The organism is Parazoarcus communis (assembly GCF_003111645.1).
In the GTDB taxonomy this organism is placed as follows: Bacteria; Pseudomonadota; Gammaproteobacteria; order Burkholderiales; family Rhodocyclaceae; genus Parazoarcus; species Parazoarcus communis_A.
The window spans coordinates 97,147-114,467 of sequence record NZ_CP022187.1 but is presented as its reverse complement, the minus strand read 5'-3'; the positions used below and the strand labels follow the sequence as shown (position 1 = coordinate 114,467).

The 17,321-nt window shown below is 63.1% G+C and carries 14 protein-coding genes; 8 read left to right on the top strand and 6 right to left on the bottom strand.

From position 1 onward, the window contains the following. The 5 genes from CEW83_RS00550 to gyrA are packed head-to-tail and all read right to left on the bottom strand — an operon-like array spanning position 1 to position 6,883. A complete protein-coding gene (locus CEW83_RS00550; protein ID WP_108947602.1) occupies positions 1-891 on the bottom strand; it encodes a prephenate dehydrogenase in 891 nt (296 codons plus the stop codon). Positions 892-908: 17 nt separating this feature from the next. Beyond that, positions 909-2,006, bottom strand: coding sequence for a histidinol-phosphate transaminase (gene hisC / locus CEW83_RS00545; protein ID WP_108947601.1), 1,098 nt, complete (start codon positions 2,004-2,006; stop codon positions 909-911). A gap of 17 nt (positions 2,007-2,023) precedes the next feature. Further along, positions 2,024-3,088, bottom strand: coding sequence for a prephenate dehydratase (gene pheA / locus CEW83_RS00540; protein ID WP_108947600.1), 1,065 nt, complete (start codon positions 3,086-3,088; stop codon positions 2,024-2,026). A 28-nt stretch (positions 3,089-3,116) separates the two neighbouring features. Next, positions 3,117-4,214 carry a 3-phosphoserine/phosphohydroxythreonine transaminase gene (serC, locus tag CEW83_RS00535; protein WP_108947599.1) on the bottom strand — a complete coding sequence of 366 codons (1,098 nt, stop codon included), beginning with the start codon at positions 4,212-4,214 and terminating at the stop codon, positions 3,117-3,119. Beyond that, positions 4,211-6,883 carry a DNA gyrase subunit A gene (gene gyrA / locus CEW83_RS00530; protein ID WP_108947598.1) on the bottom strand — a complete coding sequence of 891 codons (2,673 nt, stop codon included), beginning with the start codon at positions 6,881-6,883 and terminating at the stop codon, positions 4,211-4,213. The genes serC and gyrA overlap by 4 nt, the downstream gene beginning before the upstream one ends. A 195-nt stretch (positions 6,884-7,078) precedes the next feature. On the opposite strand from gyrA, the gene grpE reads away from it, so the two are divergent. The 4 genes from grpE to CEW83_RS00510 all read left to right on the top strand — a co-directional run bounded on the left by grpE (position 7,079) and on the right by CEW83_RS00510 (position 12,294). Then, complete coding sequence (grpE, locus tag CEW83_RS00525; protein WP_108947597.1) at positions 7,079-7,651, top strand: nucleotide exchange factor GrpE; 573 nt, start codon at positions 7,079-7,081, stop codon at positions 7,649-7,651. Between the two features lie 108 nt (positions 7,652-7,759). After that, positions 7,760-9,688 (top strand): molecular chaperone DnaK, encoded by a 1,929-nt coding sequence (gene dnaK / locus CEW83_RS00520; protein WP_199915178.1) that lies wholly within the window; start codon positions 7,760-7,762, stop codon positions 9,686-9,688. Between the two features lie 202 nt (positions 9,689-9,890). After that, the gene (gene dnaJ, locus CEW83_RS00515; protein WP_108947595.1) at positions 9,891-11,012 is read left to right on the top strand and encodes a molecular chaperone DnaJ; all 1,122 of its coding nucleotides are present in this window, start codon (positions 9,891-9,893) and stop codon (positions 11,010-11,012) included. 142 nt (positions 11,013-11,154) lie between these two features. After that, a complete protein-coding gene (locus tag CEW83_RS00510) occupies positions 11,155-12,294 on the top strand; it encodes an ABC transporter substrate-binding protein (protein ID WP_108947594.1) in 1,140 nt (379 codons plus the stop codon). A 76-nt stretch (positions 12,295-12,370) separates the two neighbouring features. Here the strand turns inward: CEW83_RS00510 and cysS are convergent, their stop codons facing one another. Next, positions 12,371-13,753 carry a cysteine--tRNA ligase gene (gene cysS, locus CEW83_RS00505; protein WP_108947593.1) on the bottom strand — a complete coding sequence of 461 codons (1,383 nt, stop codon included), beginning with the start codon at positions 13,751-13,753 and terminating at the stop codon, positions 12,371-12,373. A 313-nt stretch (positions 13,754-14,066) separates the two neighbouring features. Here cysS and CEW83_RS00500 point away from each other — a divergent pair, with 313 nt between their 5' ends. The 4 genes from CEW83_RS00500 to CEW83_RS00485 all read left to right on the top strand — a co-directional run bounded on the left by CEW83_RS00500 (position 14,067) and on the right by CEW83_RS00485 (position 17,309). Beyond that, positions 14,067-14,645, top strand: a complete 579-nt coding sequence (locus tag CEW83_RS00500) for a peptidylprolyl isomerase (protein ID WP_108947592.1) — start codon at positions 14,067-14,069, stop codon at positions 14,643-14,645. 17 nt (positions 14,646-14,662) lie between these two features. Then, a complete protein-coding gene (locus CEW83_RS00495; protein WP_108947591.1) occupies positions 14,663-15,157 on the top strand; it encodes a peptidylprolyl isomerase in 495 nt (164 codons plus the stop codon). 46 nt (positions 15,158-15,203) lie between these two features. Beyond that, positions 15,204-15,956 (top strand): UDP-2,3-diacylglucosamine diphosphatase, encoded by a 753-nt coding sequence (locus CEW83_RS00490; RefSeq protein ID WP_108951103.1) that lies wholly within the window; start codon positions 15,204-15,206, stop codon positions 15,954-15,956. A gap of 138 nt (positions 15,957-16,094) precedes the next feature. Next, positions 16,095-17,309: an MFS transporter gene (locus tag CEW83_RS00485; RefSeq protein ID WP_108947590.1), complete on the top strand. Its 1,215-nt coding sequence runs from the start codon at positions 16,095-16,097 to the stop codon at positions 17,307-17,309. Positions 17,310-17,321 lie beyond the last annotated feature (12 nt).

The following is a 17,321-nucleotide window of genomic DNA, read 5'->3' as shown; positions in this document are numbered from 1 at the left end:
TTACTCAGCAGATGAGGTAGGCGGGAACTGCGACGCCCAGGCATTGCGCGCAACGCGGGCCTCGTCGAAGAGCTCTTCGAGTCGCTTGCCGTCGCCCGCCATCAGGAGGGCGCGTACATAGGCCAGTTCGGCCAGATACTGATCGAGCTCGCCAAGCAGCGCCTGACGATTGGCGATGCAGATGTCGCGCCACATTTCGGGATGGCTACCGGCAATCCGGGTGAAGTCGCGGAAACCGCTGGCAGCATGGGAAAACAGCAATTCGGCATTCGCACGACCGGCAAGGTCGTGCACCAGGCCAAAGGCGAGCAGATGCGGAAGGTGGCTGACGGCGGCGAACACCCTATCGTGGTCATTGGGCGCCATCTCGACCACCGTTGCCCCACAGGCCTCCCACGCCGACCGCACCAGCGCCACAGCGTCAGCGTCGCTCTCGGGCAAGGGGGTCATCACGACCTTGCGATCACGGTAGAGCTCGCCGAAGGCGGCATCCACACCGCTGGTCTCGGCGCCGGCAATCGGATGCGCCGGCACGACGTGCGACAACCGGCTATCGAGATGATGGTAGGCCGCCTCGATCACGTCACGCTTGGTACTGCCGGCATCGGTCACCACGGTGCCGGGGGCGAGATGCGGCGCCATTGCCGCCATGATGCTGCCCATCTGTCCGACGGGCGCCGCAAGCAGCACCAGATCGGCACCATCGAGCGCAGATGCCCAGTCGGTGGCGACCTCGTCGATCACGCCCAGCTCTCGCGCCCTTTCGAGCGCGCTCGCTGTCCGGCCAATTCCGACGATGCGCTCAACCACACCCGCCTTGCGCAGACCCAACGCGAACGAACCGCCGATCAGACCGACGCCGCACACCACCAGTTTGCCGATCTGCGCCATACCTTCTCCTCGGGCGCTCACGCCAGAATCTGGCGCAAGGCCTCAATGAACCGCGTGTTTTCTTCGGACAGTCCGATCGAGACCCGCAACCATTCGGGCATGCCGTAGCCGGCGATCGGGCGCACGATAACCCCGCGCTTTAGCAGCCCAAGGTTCACGGCAGCCGCATCGCCTGCCCTGAAAGCCACGAAATTGCCCGACGACGGAATCCACTCCAGCCCCAGTTCGGACAGTGCTCCGGTGATCTGCATCATGCCGCGACGGTTGACCTCGGCGCTCTGCGCCAGAAACTCGTCGTCACCGAGCGCTGCTTCCGCCGCCGCGAGCGCGATGCTCGAAACGTTGAAGGGCTGCCGGACCCGGTTCATCAGATCGGCCACCTCGGGATGCGCAATCGCGTAGCCCACACGCAGCCCCGCCAGGCCATATGCCTTGGAAAACGTGCGCGAGATCAGCAGATTCGGAAAGCGTGCCAGCCAGCCAAGGGCGTCATAGGACTGCTCCGGCGCGAGATACTCGGTATAGGCCTCATCCAGCACCACCAGCACATCGCGCGGCACATTCCCGAGGAAGGCTTCAAGCTGTTCGCCGGACAGGAAGGTCCCGGTCGGATTGTTCGGGTTCGCGACGAAGACGATGCGGGTTTCGGGCGTGATCGCCGCAGCCATGGCATCGAGATCGTGCCCGAAGTCCCGGGCCGGCACCTCGATACACTTCGCCCCCACCGCGTTCGTCGCCAGCGGATACACCGCAAAGGCGTGCTGCGAGAACACCGCGGCACAACCTGGCGCCATGAACGCCCGCGCGGCAAGCTCGAGAATGTCGTTGGAGCCGTTCCCGATCACCAGTTGCTCGGCACGCACGCCGAACTTGCTGCAGATCGCCGCCTTCAGCGCAAAGGCATTCCCGTCCGGGTAGCGGGCAACCTCCGACAGCACGCCGGTGATCGCGTCGCGGGCACACGCACTCATCCCGAGCGGGTTCTCGTTGGACGCGAGCTTGACGATGCTCCCTTCGGCAATGCCCATCTCCCGGGCCAGTTCGGAAACCGGCTTGCCGGGCAGGTAAGGCATGATTGCGCGGATGTACTCCGGCGCATTTCCAGCAACACTCATGCTTGTCTCCAGCTTGTTCAGATCGCGGCGACGGGGTAGGACCCCAGCACCTTGACGAAGGCGGCACGCTCGCCGAGTTCCTTGAGCGCGACGGCGACATCGGCGTCGGTCTGATGTCCCTGCAGGTCGACATAGAACACGTATTCCCACAGCCCGCCACGGGCAGGCCGCGACTGCAGCTTGGTCATGTCGACACCATGACGGGCGAGCGGCTCGAGCAGCGCATACATTGCGCCGGGCCGGTTCGGCGCCGAACACACCACCGAGGTCTTGTCCTTGCCCGACGGACCGGCCTCGTGATGCGCGATCACGAGGAAACGGGTCGAATTGTTGGGATCGTCCTCGATATTGGATGCGAGCTTGTTCAGGCCGTAAAGTTCGGCGGCGGCTTCGCCCGCAATGGCGCACGACTCAGGATCTTCCGCAGCCAGCCGCGCGGCCTCGGCATTGCTCGCCACCGGGATGCGCGGCAGATTGGCCAGATGACGATTGAGCCACTCGTGACACTGGGCGAGCGACTGCGCATGCGAATACAGCCGCTTGGCGCCACCGATGCCTTCGGCACGCGACAGCAGATGCTGATGGATGCGCAGCTTGACCTCGCCGCAGACCTTGAGCGGGTTTGCGAGCAGCAGGTCCAGCGTGCCGCCGACGGCGCCCTCAGTGGAGTTCTCCACCGGCACCACGCCGTAGTCGGCATTGCCCTGCTCGACCGTGCGGAACACGTCGTCGATGGCGGCCATGGGCAGGAAGTTGGGGGCCGAACCGAAGTGCTTGCGGCTGGCGCTCTCGGAGAAGGTGCCGGCGGGGCCCAGATAGGCCACCTTCAGCGGCTGCTCGAGCGCCAGGCAGGCCGACATGATCTCGCGAAAAATCCGCTGCACCGCGCCACCGGGCAAGGGGCCGGGGTTGATGTCGGCCAGACGGCGCAGCACCTGGGCTTCACGCTCCGGGCGATAGATGTTGCCATGCTTGATCTCGCCCACACGCTGGGCGCAGGTGGCACGCTCGGAAAGACGTGCGAGGATCTCCTCGTCGAGGCTGTCAATCCGGTTTCTAAGGTTCAGCAGTTCGTCGCTCATGCTCAGCTCTCAAAACGCCCGATCGGGCTCAGGCCCTGCGCGCGGCAAAGTCGCGCATGAAATCCACCAGCGCCTGCACTCCGGCAAGCGGCATCGCGTTGTAGATCGAGGCGCGCATGCCCCCGACCGATTTATGCCCCTTCAGCTGAACCAGACCTGCGGCCTTCGATTCGGCGAGGAAGGCGTCATTCAGTGCTTCGTCCTTGAGAAAGAACGGTACGTTCATTCGCGAGCGGCACGCGGGATCGATGCGATTCTCGTAAAAGTCGCTGCCATCGAGATAGCCATAGAGCAGTTCGGCCTTGGCGATGTTCTGCGCCTCGATGGCGGCGACCCCGCCCTGGCGCTTGAGCCACTGGAATACCAGTCCGGCGATGTAGATGCCATAGGTCGGCGGCGTGTTGTACATCGAGCCGTTATCGGCAACCGTCTTGTAGTCGAAGGCAGTCGGGCAATCCGGCACGGAACGACCGAGCAAGTCGTCGCGCACGATCACGATGGTCAAGCCGGCAGGGCCGATGTTTTTCTGTGCACCGCCAAACAGCAGGCCGTACCTGGAGATATCGACCTTGCGCGACAGGATGTGCGATGACACGTCGGCCACCACCGGCACCTCGCCGCGTCCGATCGTGGCCAGATCCGGCTCAAACGGATACTCCACGCCACCGATGGTCTCGTTGGTGCAGGTGAACACATAGGCAGGGTCGGCCGACAGCTTCCACTCTGCCATTGGCGGCACGGACCTGAAGCCGTTCGCCTCGGCGCTCGCGGCGATATTGACCTCGCAGTAGCGCCGCGCTTCCTTCTGCGCCTTCTGCGACCACGAACCGGTAACGACATAGTCCGCCACCCGCTTTTCACCAAGCAGGTTCATCGGAATGATCGCGTTTTCGGCAATCGCACCGCCCTGCATGAACAGGATGCGGTAATTCGACGGCACCGCGAGCAGTTCGCGCAGATCGGCTTCGGCCGCCTCGGCGATGGACATGAACTCCTTGCCGCGGTGGCTCATCTCCATCACGCCCATGCCGGCACCATGCCAGTCGAGCATCTCCTCGGCGGCCTGGCGCAATACCGGCTCAGGCAGTGCTGCCGGACCGGCGCTGAAATTCCACACCCGACTCATGCTTCGTTTCCTTCCTCACCTTCGCCTTCGGCCGGCGCATCTCCGCCAGCGTCTGCGACCGGGCCCTCGCCCGCTTCCACGTTGCCCTCTTCACCGCCCTCCGGCGCCTCATCCAGGCTGCCTACGAGCTCATCCTCATCCGACTCGGCAACCTTCTCGATACCGGCGAGATAAGTCCCCTCGTCCAGGCTGATCAGGGTCACGCCCTGGGTTGCCCGGCCGAGCTCACGGATGTCCTGGACCTTGGTGCGGATCAGCACCGCGCCAGTGGAGATCAGCATGACTTCGCCGGTCGGCTCGACCAGCACCGCGCCCACCAGCTTGCCGTTGCGATCGGAAGTCTGGATCGCGATCATGCCCTTGGTGCCGCGGCCATGGCGGGTGTACTCGGCGACTGGCGTGCGCTTGCCGTAACCGTTTTCGGTTGCAGTCAGAACCGACTGCGATTCGTCCTTGGCCACCAGCATTGCGATCACGCGCTGACCATCTTCCAGCGTCATGCCGCGCACACCGCGCGCTTCGCGCCCCATCGGACGCACGTCGCTCTCGGCAAAGCGCACTGCCTTGCCGGCGTCGGAGAACAGCATCACATCGCAGGCACCATCGGTGATCTCGACGCCGATCAGGTGATCGCCATCGTCCAGGTGCACCGCAATGATGCCAGCCTTGCGCGGGTTGGCGAAGGCGGTCAGCGCGGTCTTCTTGACCGTTCCGGCAGAGGTCGCCATGAACACGAAGTGGTCGTCGTCGAAGGCCTGCACCGGCAACACGGCGTTGATCTTCTCCCCTTCCATCAGCGGGAACAGGTTCACGATCGGTTTGCCACGCGAGTTGCGCGTACCCTCGGGCACTTCATAGACCTTCAGCCAGTAGGCACGGCCACGGCTGGAGAAGCACAGCACGGTGTCGTGAGTATTGGCCACGAACAGGTGATCGATGAAATCCTCGTCCTTCATCGAGGTCGCCTGCTTGCCACGACCGCCACGACGCTGGGCACGGTAATCCGCCAGCGGCTGACGCTTGAAGTAGCCGGTGTGCGACAGGGTCACCACCATGTCTTCCGGCGTGATCAGGTCTTCGATGTTGATTTCGGAGGTATTCATCACCAGCTCGGAGCGACGCGGGTCGCCGAACTGGTTGCGAATGCCGGTGAGCTCGGCAACGATGATCTCGGTGATGCGTTCCGGGCGGGCCAGGATGTCGAGCAGGTCGGTGATGATGTCCATCACTTCGCGGTACTCGTTGACGATCTTGTCCTGCTCGAGGCCGGTCAGGCGCTGCAGGCGCAGCTCGAGGATGGCCTGAGCCTGGGCCTCTGACAGGCGGTAGCCCTGGGCCGACAGACCGAACTGCGGGTCGAGCCCTTCCGGCCGGTAGCTGTCCGCCAGTGCGCGCGCCAGCATCTCTTCCACCAGCGGCGAGCGCCAGGTGCGATCCATCAGGCCGCGCTTGGCGTCGGCGGGGGACGGTGCCGCCTTGATCAGCGCGATGATCTCGTCGACATTGGACAGCGCAACCGCCAGACCTTCGAGGATGTGCCCACGATCGCGCGCCTTGCGCAGCTCGAAAATGGTGCGGCGGGTGATGACCTCGCGCCGGTGCTCGAGGAAGCACACCAGCATCTGCTTGAGGTTGAGCAGGCGCGGACGGCCGTCGACCAGCGCCACCATGTTCATGCCGAAGCTGTCCTGCAGTTGGGTGTGCTTGAACAGCTTGTTCAGCACCACCTCGGGCATCTCGCCACGCTTGAGCTCGACCACCAGACGCATGCCTGATTTGTCGGACTCGTCGCGGATCTCGCTGATGCCCTCGATCTTCTTTTCGTTGACCAGCTCGGCCATGCGCTCCTGCAGGGTGCGCTTATTCACCTGATAGGGCAGCTCGTCGACGATGATCGCCTGCCGGTCGCTCTTGCCGATCGGCTCGAAGTGGGTGCGCGCACGCATGACCACACGGCCGCGGCCGGTGCGGTAACCCTCGTGCACGCCGTGCAGGCCATAGATCAGTGCGGCGGTCGGAAAGTCGGGCGCCTTGACGATTTCGATCAGCGCTTCGATATCCGTCTCGGGATCTTCGAGCAGCTTCAGACAGGCATCGATGATCTCGCCGAGGTTGTGCGGCGGAATGTTGGTCGCCATGCCGACCGCAATACCGCTAGAACCGTTGATCAGCAGATTGGGGATGCGCGCGGGCATGACCAGCGGCTCTTTTTCAGAGCCATCGTAGTTCGGCCCGAAATCGACGGTTTCCTTGTCGATATCCGCCAGCAGTTCATGACCGATCCGCGCCATGCGGATTTCGGTGTATCGCATCGCTGCAGCGTTGTCGCCGTCGACCGAACCGAAGTTGCCCTGGCCGTCGACCAGCATGTAGCGCAGCGAAAAGTCCTGCGCCATCCGCACGATGGTGTCGTACACCGCGGTATCGCCGTGTGGATGGTATTTACCGATCACGTCACCGACGATACGGGCGGACTTCTTGTATGCACGGTTCCAGTCATTGGAGAGCTCGTGCATTGCAAACAGCACGCGCCTGTGTACCGGCTTGAGACCGTCGCGCGCATCGGGCAACGCGCGCCCCACGATCACGCTCATGGCGTAATCGAGATAGGAGTGGCGCATCTCCTCCTCGAGGCTGATCGGGAGTGTTTCCTTGGCGAACTGTGTCATGCTCTGAGGCGGTAAAACCCGCTTGAACCAAAAGCGTGCAATTTTAGCATGCGCAAGGGCTTCACTACCTTGACGACAGTAGACGATTGCAGCAGCACGTCATCTCGCGCGTAAAAAAATCTTCGCCCCGCACTTGAAATCCCTGCACGCGCCCCAAGCTGTTGGGCGATTGATGAACACAGGGAGCGACCATCCATGCAGGAACAGAAGCCTACGCCGGAAAACGCAGCGGAACTCGAACAGGCGCCCGCCGCGGACGCCACGACGGAAAACCCGACCGGCGAGCATGCAGCACCGGACGTGATGCCCAGCCTCGAACAGAGCCTGCGCGAAGCCGAACTCAAGGCCTCCGAGCACCACGACGCCTGGCTGCGCGCCAAGGCTGAAACCGAGAACGTTCGCCGCCGCGCGCAGGACGACATCGCCAAGGCCTCCAAGTTTGCAGCCGAGAAGTTCGCCACGGCGATGCTGCCGGTCAAGGACAGCCTCGAAGCCGCACTCGGCACCGAGAACCAGACCCTGGAAAAGCTGCGCGAAGGTGTCGAGCTGACGCTCAAGCAACTGGTCTCCGCATTCGAGGGCGCCAGCCTCACCGAAGAGAATCCGGCCGGCCAGAAGTTCGACCCCAACAAGCACCAGGCCATCGGCGCACTCGAGTCGGACGCCGAGCCGAACACGGTGATCAACGTACTGCAGAAGGGTTACCTGCTGAACGACCGCGTGATCCGTCCCGCCATGGTGATGGTGTCGAAGGCAAAATCAGCGTAATTCGGCGCACCGGTGGCTTGAAACACGGCCACCCCGCCCCATATTCGAATCAAGGCTGAGCCGGCAAGCACGGCTCTCATACAAATTCAGGAACTAAAGGACACAATCATGGGCAAGATCATCGGCATCGACCTCGGCACGACCAACAGCTGCGTCTCCGTCATGGAAGGCGGCAAGCCCAAGGTCATCGAAAACTCCGAAGGCGGCCGCACCACCCCGTCCGTCGTCGCCTACGCGGAAGACGGCGAGATTCTGTGCGGTGCGCCGGCCAAGCGCCAGGCCGTTACCAACGCCAAGAACACCCTGTTCGCCATCAAGCGCCTGATCGGCCGCCGCTTCGAAGAGAAGGAAGTGCAGAAGGACATCGCCATGATGCCCTACACGATCGCGAAGGCCGACAACGGCGACGCCTGGGTTGAAGTGCGCGGCAAGAAGATTGCCCCGCCGCAGGTTTCTGCCGAAGTGCTGCGCAAGATGAAGAAGACCGCCGAAGACTATCTCGGCGAAGAAGTCACCGAAGCGGTCATCACCGTGCCGGCCTACTTCAACGACAGCCAGCGTCAGGCCACCAAGGACGCAGGCAAGATCGCCGGTCTGGAAGTGAAGCGCATCATCAACGAGCCGACCGCAGCTGCCCTCGCCTTCGGCATGGACAAGAAGCCGGGCGACTCCAAGATCGCCGTGTATGACCTCGGCGGCGGCACCTTCGACATCTCGATCATCGAGATCGCCGACATCGACGGCGAGCACCAGTTCGAAGTGCTGGCTACCAACGGCGACACTTTCCTGGGCGGCGAAGACTTCGACCAGCGCATCATCGACTACATCGTCACCGAGTTCAAAAAGGAACAGGGCGTCGATCTCAAGAACGACGTGCTCGCCCTTCAGCGCCTGAAGGAAGCTGCCGAAAAGGCCAAGATCGAACTGTCGTCGGGCAGCCAGACCGAAGTGAACCTGCCCTACATCACCGCAGACGCCTCCGGCCCGAAGCACCTTGCAGTCAAGATCACCCGCGCCAAGTTCGAATCCCTGGTCGAAGAGCTGATCACGCGCTCGATCGAGCCCTGCCGCGTTGCGCTGAAGGATGCCGGCCTCAAGGTGTCCGACATCGATGACGTCATCCTGGTCGGCGGTCAGACCCGCATGCCCAAGGTGCAGGAAAAGGTTAAGGAATTCTTCGGCAAGGAACCGCGCAAGGACGTGAACCCGGACGAAGCCGTTGCAGTTGGCGCCTCCATCCAGGGCGGCGTGCTGCAAGGTGAAGTCAAGGACGTGCTGCTGCTCGACGTGACCCCGCTGTCGCTCGGCATCGAGACCATGGGTGGCGTGATGACCAAGCTCATCCAGAAGAACACCACGATCCCGACCAAGGCGAGCCAGGTGTTCTCCACCGCTGACGACAACCAGAGCGCCGTGACCATCCACGTGCTGCAGGGCGAGCGCGAAATGGCTGCCGGCAACAAGAGCCTGGGCCAGTTCAACCTGTCCGACATTCCGCCGGCACCGCGCGGCATGCCGCAGATTGAGGTCACCTTCGACATCGACGCCAACGGCATCCTGCACGTATCGGCCAAGGACAAGGCCACCGGCAAGGAAAACAAGATCAAGATCCAGGCCAACTCCGGTCTGTCCGACGCTGAAGTCGAGCGCATGGTCCAGGACGCTGCATCGCACGCCGACGAAGACAAGAAGGCGCGCGAACTGGTCGACGCACGCAACCAGTGCGACACCCTGATCCACACGACCCGGAAGGCACTGGGCGAGCACGGCGACAAGGTCGGCGAAGAGGACAAGGCCAAGATCGAAGCTGCGATCAAGGAAGCCGAAGAAGCCATCCAGAGCGGCGACAAGGACAGCATCGAAGCCAAGACCCAGGCCCTTGCCATGGCCAGCCAGAAGCTCGGCGAAGCCATGTACGGTCAGCAGGGTGGCGCTGAAGCGGGTGAGCAGCCTGCGGGCTCGGCAGGTGGCAGCAACAAGGCCGATGACGCTGACGTCGTCGATGCCGAGTTCACCGAAGTGAAGGACAAGAAGTAAGCGTCTCGCCCGACGGCAGACTTAACGGCCGAGCCCCCGCCGGAGCACCCGCTCCGGCCGGCTCGGCCTTTGCACGAAATAGGGACTTCTCGGACAGCAGCGATGAGCAAGCACGACGTGCATGGCAGGCCCCGGCCCCACAAGGCCGGTGCAAACAGCCACGCTGCATTGCCGAGCCCCCAAAAAGCCTGAGCGAAACATCATGTCCAAACGGGATTACTACGAAGTACTCGGCGTCAACCGCGACGCCAGCGACGATGAGATCAAGAAGGCCTACCGCAAGCTGGCCATGAAACATCACCCGGACCGCAATCCGGACAGCAAGGACGCAGAGGCGAAGTTCAAGGAGGCCAAGGAGGCCTACGAGATCCTCTCCGAACCGCAGAAGAAAGCCGCCTATGACCGCTACGGTCATGCGGGCGTCGATCAGTCGATGGGCGGTGGCGGCCAGGGCTTTGAAGGCTTTGGCGATGCCTTCTCCGACATCTTCGGCGACATCTTCGGCGGTGCAGGCGGGCGCGGCGGCCGCTCCAACGTCTATCGCGGCGCCGACCTGCGTTACAACCTCGAGATCTCGCTCGAGGAAGCCGCGCGCGGCGCAGAAAAGACGATCCGCATTCCGACCGTCGAAGAATGCGGCTCCTGCCACGGCAGCGGCGCCAAGCCCGGCACCCAGCCCAAGACCTGCCCCACCTGTGGCGGCGCGGGCCAGGTCCGTATCCAGCAGGGCTTCTTCTCGATCCAGCAGACCTGCCCGAAGTGTCATGGCAGCGGCCGCATCATCCCGGACCCCTGCCGCGATTGCGGTGGCGCAGGCCGGGTGAAGAAGCAGAAGACGCTCGAAGTGAAGATTCCGGCGGGCATCGACGAGGGCATGCGCCTTCGTCACGGCGGTCACGGCGAGCCGGGCGTCAATGGCGGTCCTGCCGGCGACCTCTACGTCGAGATCCACATTCGCAAGCACTCGGTGTTCGAGCGCGACCACGACGACCTGCACTGCGAGATGCCGATCAGCATCACCACCGCTGCACTGGGTGGCGAGATCGAGATCCCGACACTCGAAGGCATGGCACGCCTGAAGATTCCGGCCGAGACTCAGAGCGGTAAGGTCTTCCGTCTGCGTGGCAAGGGGATCAAGAACGTGCGCTCGCACACCCATGGCGACCTGATGTGCCATGTGCTGGTCGAAACGCCGGTCAAGCTCACCGAGCGCCAGCGCGAACTGCTGGAGGAGTTCGAATCCATCTCCAGCGGCAACGTCGACCGGCATAATCCGAAAGCCAAAGGCTGGATGGACAAGGTACGCGAGTTCTTCGGCACCTGACCGACGACTGCGGCACGATCTTCGCCGACGCACGCGCGACAGCCCATCAAGGCTTCGCGCCTGCGTCGGCGTTTTTCGTCCACAAACTGGACGCTGCAGGATATGATGAACGGGTCCGCGAAGAGACCTTGATGGAGACACTATGAAAGTAATACGTCCGCTACTGACTGCGGTGCTCGTGGCCCTTGCGCCACTGCTTCCGGTCGGTGCTGCGCACGCCCAGCAGGGCGTCGACAACGACAGCATCACGCTTGGGCACTCCGGCGCCCTCACCGGGCCGCTGGCCGAACTCAACAAGGAATATCTTTCCGGTGCGATGCTTCACTTCGACCAGCTCAATGCCCGCGGTGGCGTGAATGGTCGCAGGATCGAGCTCATCACCGAAGACGATGCCTACAACCCGGATCGCGCGGCAGCAAATGTCCGCAAGCTGATCGAAAAGGATCAGGTGCTGGCACTGTTCGCGTGCTTTGGCACCGGCCCCAGCCTGAAGGCCATTCCGGTTGCCACCGCTGCCAAGGTGCCCTTTTTCGCCCCCTACACAGGGGCCGATGCGGTCCGCAGCCCTGGCAACCCGCTCGTCTTTCACCTGCGCGCCTCGTATTCGCAGGAGATCGAAAAGATGGTCGACCATCTGGCAAACATCGGGGTGAAATCGATCGCAGTGGTGCACCATGCCGACCCCTTTGGACAGGCCGGGCTCGAGGCCGCAACTGCAGCCCTTACCCGTCGTGGCCTGCCCGCACCGGTCGTTGCACCGATCGCATCCGACGGCAGCAACGCGGCCGAAGCAGTTGGCACGGTCGTTGCCGGCAACACCGCGGCGGTCATTCTGGTGACCGCGGGCAACAGCTCCCCGGCCTTCATGCGGGCGCTTCTCGAAACCGATTACCGTCCGATGCTTTTCGGCCTTTCCGTGATCAGCAGCCGCCAGTTGATCCGCGAGCTCGGGGACAAGGCGCGCGGCATGGTGATCGCCCAGGTCATGCCCTCGCCCTTTCGCATCGACTATCCGATGGTGCGCGAATACCGGCAGGCGGCCGACAAGGCGGGACAAAGCTACTCCTACACCGCCCTCGAAGGCTATCTTGCCGCACGCAGCTTCAGCGAAGGTCTCCGCCGTGCAGGCCGCGAGCTCAACCGTGAGCGCCTGATCAGTGCGCTGGAGAGCCTCGGTGACTGGGATGCCGGCGGCCTGCGTCTGGCGTTTTCCGCGCGCAACAGGAGCGGGCTGAACTTCGTTGACCTGACGGTGATCGGCAAAGGCAGCTTCGGAAACTGAGCGCGGCGATGGCCAGAAAAAGGGGCTGCACCCTGACAGGTGCAGCCCCTTTTTCGTGCCTGTTGCGGGCGAGGATTCAGGCGCGACGCCAGGTCGTGCCCTGAGCGCTGTCCTCGAGCACGATCCCGGCTTCGAGCAAGGCCGCACGAAGGCGGTCGGCTTCGGCAAAATCGCGACCCTTCTTCGCGCTGACCCGGGCTTCGATCATGCGCTCGATCTCGGCGACGTCCAGCCCACCTTCCGTCTGCACCCCGCCCTGCAGGAAGGCTGTTGCGTCGCGTTCGAGCAAACCGAGCACCTTGCCCAGCGCGCGCAACTGCTGCGCAAGCGCTGGGGCTGCGCCACGATTGACCTCGTTGGCAAGCTCGAACAGCACGGCAAGCGCTTCGGCGGTGTTGAAATCGTCGTCCATCGCAGCCTGGAAACGCTGCGCCCATGGCGTGCTCCAGTCAGGCTCGGCGTCCGTGACCGGCACGGCCTTGAGCGCCGTATACAGCCGCGTCAGCGCCTGACGCGCATCGTCGAGATGGGCATCCGAGTAGTTCAGCGGACTGCGGTAATGGGCACGCAGGATGAAGAAGCGCACGACCTCGGGATCGTACTGCTTCAGCACCTCACGGATGGTGAAGAAATTGCCCAGGGATTTCGACATCTTTTCGTCGTCGACCCGTACAAAACCGTTGTGCATCCAGTAGTTGACGAAAGCGTGACCATGCGCACCTTCCGACTGCGCAATCTCGTTCTCGTGATGCGGAAACTGGAGATCCTGCCCGCCACCGTGAATGTCGAATTGCTCGCCGAGCAGATCGGCACTCATCGCCGAGCACTCGATGTGCCAGCCCGGACGACCACTTCCCCAGGGCGAGGCCCACTTCGCCTCTTCCGGCTCTTCCGCCTTGGCATGCTTCCACAGCACGAAATCGAGCGGATCGTTCTTGTCGCCGACCACATCAACACGCTCGCCGGCCCGCAGTTCGTCGATCGACTTGCCCGACAGCTTGCCGTAACCGTCGAACTTGCGCACTGCAAAGCACACGTCACGGTTGGCAGCGACATAGGCCAGCCCTTTGGCCTCGAGGCGGCTGATCAGGCTCTGCATGCCGGCTACGTAATCCATTGCCCGCGGCTCGTGGTCAGGGCGCAACACACCGAGGGCGTCCGCATCCTCATGCATCGCCGCAATGAAGCGATCGGTCAGCGCACGGATGCTTTCGCCGTTTTCCTGCGCCCGCCGGATGATCTTGTCGTCGATATCGGTGATGTTGCGCACATAGGTCACATCAAGCCCGCTCGCGCGCAACCAGCGCGTCACCATGTCGAAGACCACCATCACCCGTGCGTGGCCGAGGTGACAGTAGTCGTACACCGTCATGCCGCAGACATACATGCGGACCTTGCCGGCATCGATGGGTTGAAAGTGTTCCTTCTTGCGGGTGAGCGAGTTGTAGATGGTGAGCATGCAGATAACCGAAAAGCGCTCGCGGCGACAGCCGCGAAACAGTGTGATTCGTCAGTCGCGGCAGCAAAAAAGCGGGCTCCGACCGGACCCGCTCCGTTGTGTTACCGCTGTCAGCGTCGCGACACAGGAAACTATGAGTGCTTGCCGCTTGTTGGTAGAATCCGGGGCTGGTTAGCAGCCCGGATCACCCGCCAAAAGTATAGCACGGCGCATAATTGCGAACTTTTGCCGACCCTCCATGCGCCTTGGCGCCAGGAGGGACTGCTCGCACCTCATCCGGCAACCCTGCCGTTACCCATCTCCCGGAGACCGCATGAAGAAGCAGGCTCTTGCACTGATCGCTTTCATCAGCTGCAGCATTCAGGCTTTCGCAGCCAACCCCATGGTTGAGCTCAAGACGAACCACGGCGACATCGTGGTCGAACTCAATGCCGAGAAGGCACCAAAGTCGTCCGCGAACTTCGTCCAGTACGTCAAGGACGGCCACTACGATAACACCGTGTTCCACCGCGTCATCGATGGCTTCATGGTCCAGGGCGGCGGTTTCGACGCAAAGATGACGCAGAAGCCGACTCGTGCCCCGATCGAGAACGAGGCGAAGAATGGCCTCAAGAACCTGCCCGGCACGCTGGCCATGGCACGCACGGCTGACCCGCATTCGGCCTCGGCACAGTTCTTCATCAACCTCGTGCCCAACACCTTTCTCGACTATCCGTCACGCGACGGCTGGGGCTATGCGGTATTCGGCAAGGTTGTCCGCGGCATGGATGTGGTCGAGAAGATCGCCAAGGTAAAAACGGGCAACGCCGGCATGCATCAGAACGTACCGCTCGAACCGGTCACCATCGAGTCGGCGCGCGTCCTCGACGCTGCAACGACCCCCAGCAAATAAGCCCACAGGAGAACAGCATGGCAGTCAAACTGCACACCAATTTCGGCGTAATCACCCTCGAACTCGATGCCGAAAAGGCGCCCGTCACGGTCGAGAACTTTCTTGCCTACGTTGAAGCCGGCCACTACGACAACACCGTGTTCCATCGCGTCATCGACGGCTTCATGATCCAGGGCGGTGGTTTCGAGCCCGGCATGAAGCAGAAGGCCACGCGCGACACGATCAAGAACGAAGCCGACAACGGCCTCAAGAACAACCGCGGCACCGTTGCCATGGCCCGCACCCAGGCACCGCACTCCGCATCGGCCCAGTTCTTCATCAACCTCTCCGACAACGACTTCCTCAACTATCGCTCGCCCGACCTGCAGGGCTGGGGCTACTGCGTGTTCGGCCAGGTCAGCGATGGCATGGACGTGGTCGACAAGATCCGTGCGGTGAAGACCGGTTCCAGCGGCTTCCACCAGGACGTGCCGAAGGAAGACGTGATCATCGAGCGCGCCGAAGTTGTCTGATTCAGGCGCAGCCATGTCCGCCGTCAGTGGCGGGCATGGCGCCACAATGCCGGAGGCCCTTCATGCGGCGCTTCCGGCATTGTTCATTTCCGACCTGCATCTCGCCGAGGACCACCCGGAGACGGTCGCAGCCTTTCTCGGTTTTCTCCGCGGCCCGGCACGTGAAGCCGGCAGCCTGTTCATCCTCGGCGACCTGTTCGAGTACTGGGCCGGCGACGATGATGTCGACGCCCCCTTCAATCGTCAGATGTGCGCTGCGCTACGCGCGCTCTCCGATAGCGGCGTCCAGCTTTTCTACATGACGGGCAACCGCGACCTGCTGGCCGGCGACGACTTTGCCCGCATGACGGGCATGCGACTGCTGCCCGACCCGTCCCTGCTCGTACTGGGCTCGCAACGCATCCTCCTCAGCCATGGCGACGCCTTGTGCACTGACGACCTCTCCTATCAGGCCTATCGCAGGCAGGTCCGCGATCCCGCGTGGCAGGCCGGCTTCCTGTCCCAGCCGCTCGCTGCCCGCAAGGCCTTCATCGAAAGCCTGCGCAAGCAGAGCGAAACCGCCAAGCAGGAAAAGACGATGACCATCATGGACGTCAATGCCGGTGCGGTAGAAGTCATCCTGCGCCAGTACGGACATCCGGCCCTGATTCACGGCCACACTCACCGCCCGGCACGTCACCTGCATCGAGTAGACGGCCGCGACTGCGTGCGCTGGGTTCTGTCCGACTGGCACAGCCATGCCACCTGGCTGTCGTTTGACGGCAGGGACTTCAAGGCAGTCGTCCCGACTCAGACCTGAGGCAGCGCGCAACGACCGTGCGACGGCGCAGGCGGCGCCAGACACGATCGCACGGCGTCATGCCCGATTTGTTTGACATGCTGTCGTCAGGCTATGCTGACGCCTTACCGATCTCACCTTGCGCTAAACAGGCCCACCATGTTTCGTACCTTAAGACGGCCCGACGCCCTTGCCGTCACCCTCGCCGCAGCCGGCATTCTTGCGATCACGATGGGTATCCGCCAGTCGCAGGGGCTGTTCATCAGCCCGATGAACACCTCCACAGGACTGGGCATTGCCACCATCAGCTTTGCGCTGGCCATCGGCCAGTTTACCTGGGGCGCGATCCAGCCCATCGCCGGTGCGGCTGCAGATCGCTACGGTCCAGGAGCGGTGCTCATCGCCGGCGTGCTTGCATTGGCTCTGGGGAGTGCGATCACTCCCTTCATCGAGTCCAGCTTCGGCCTCACTGTCTCGCTTGGTCTGCTGTTCGCAATGGGATCGGGCGCGGCCAGCTTCTCGGTGCTGATCGGCGCCGCTGCGCAGCGCCTTCCGCTGGAAAGCCGCGGCACGGCCTCGGGCGTGATCAATGCCGGCGGATCATTCGGCCAGTTCGTCTTTGCGCCTCTGCTGCAAAAGCTGATTCAGCTTACCGGATGGATGGGTGCAATGTGGGCAATGGCGGCCATGACCCTGCTTGCTCTGCCCTTGATCAACAAACTCACCGGCACACAGCAGCAGCCCGTCCAGCACCACGAAGAAGACACCGGCGCCCTGCGTGCGATTCGCAATGCGCTCAAGGACCGCAGCTACATTCTGCTCCATGCGGGCTTCTTCACCTGCGGATTCCATATCGCGTTTCTGGTGACGCACCTGCCGGGCGAAGTCGACCTGTGTGGTCTGCCGCCGTCGGTTGCCAGCTGGTCGCTCGCAATCATCGGCCTGGCGAACATCTTCGGCAGCCTGTATGCCGGCGCCTGGATATCCCGTTACCGCAGCAAGCATGTGCTGGCGGCGATGTACGGCTCGCGCGTGCTGCTGATCGCGCTCTACCTGATGCTGCCGAAGACCGAGTGGACCTTTTACGCCTTTGCGGCCGGGCTCGGCTTCACCTGGCTGGCGACCGTACCGCCAACGGCCAGCATCGTCGGCAAGCTCTTCGGTGTGCGCTACCTCGCCACCCTGTTCGGCATGACCCTGCTCTCGCACCAGATCGGCGGCTTTCTGGGGGCATGGCTGGGCGGCCTGAGCCTGACCATGCTCGGCGACTACTCATGGATGTGGTACGCCGACATGGCCTTGGCCGCCTTCGCTGCGCTCGTGAACCTGCCGATCAAGGAAGCGCCGATCAAGCCCGCCACCGCAGCCGCCTGAACGCGATCCCGT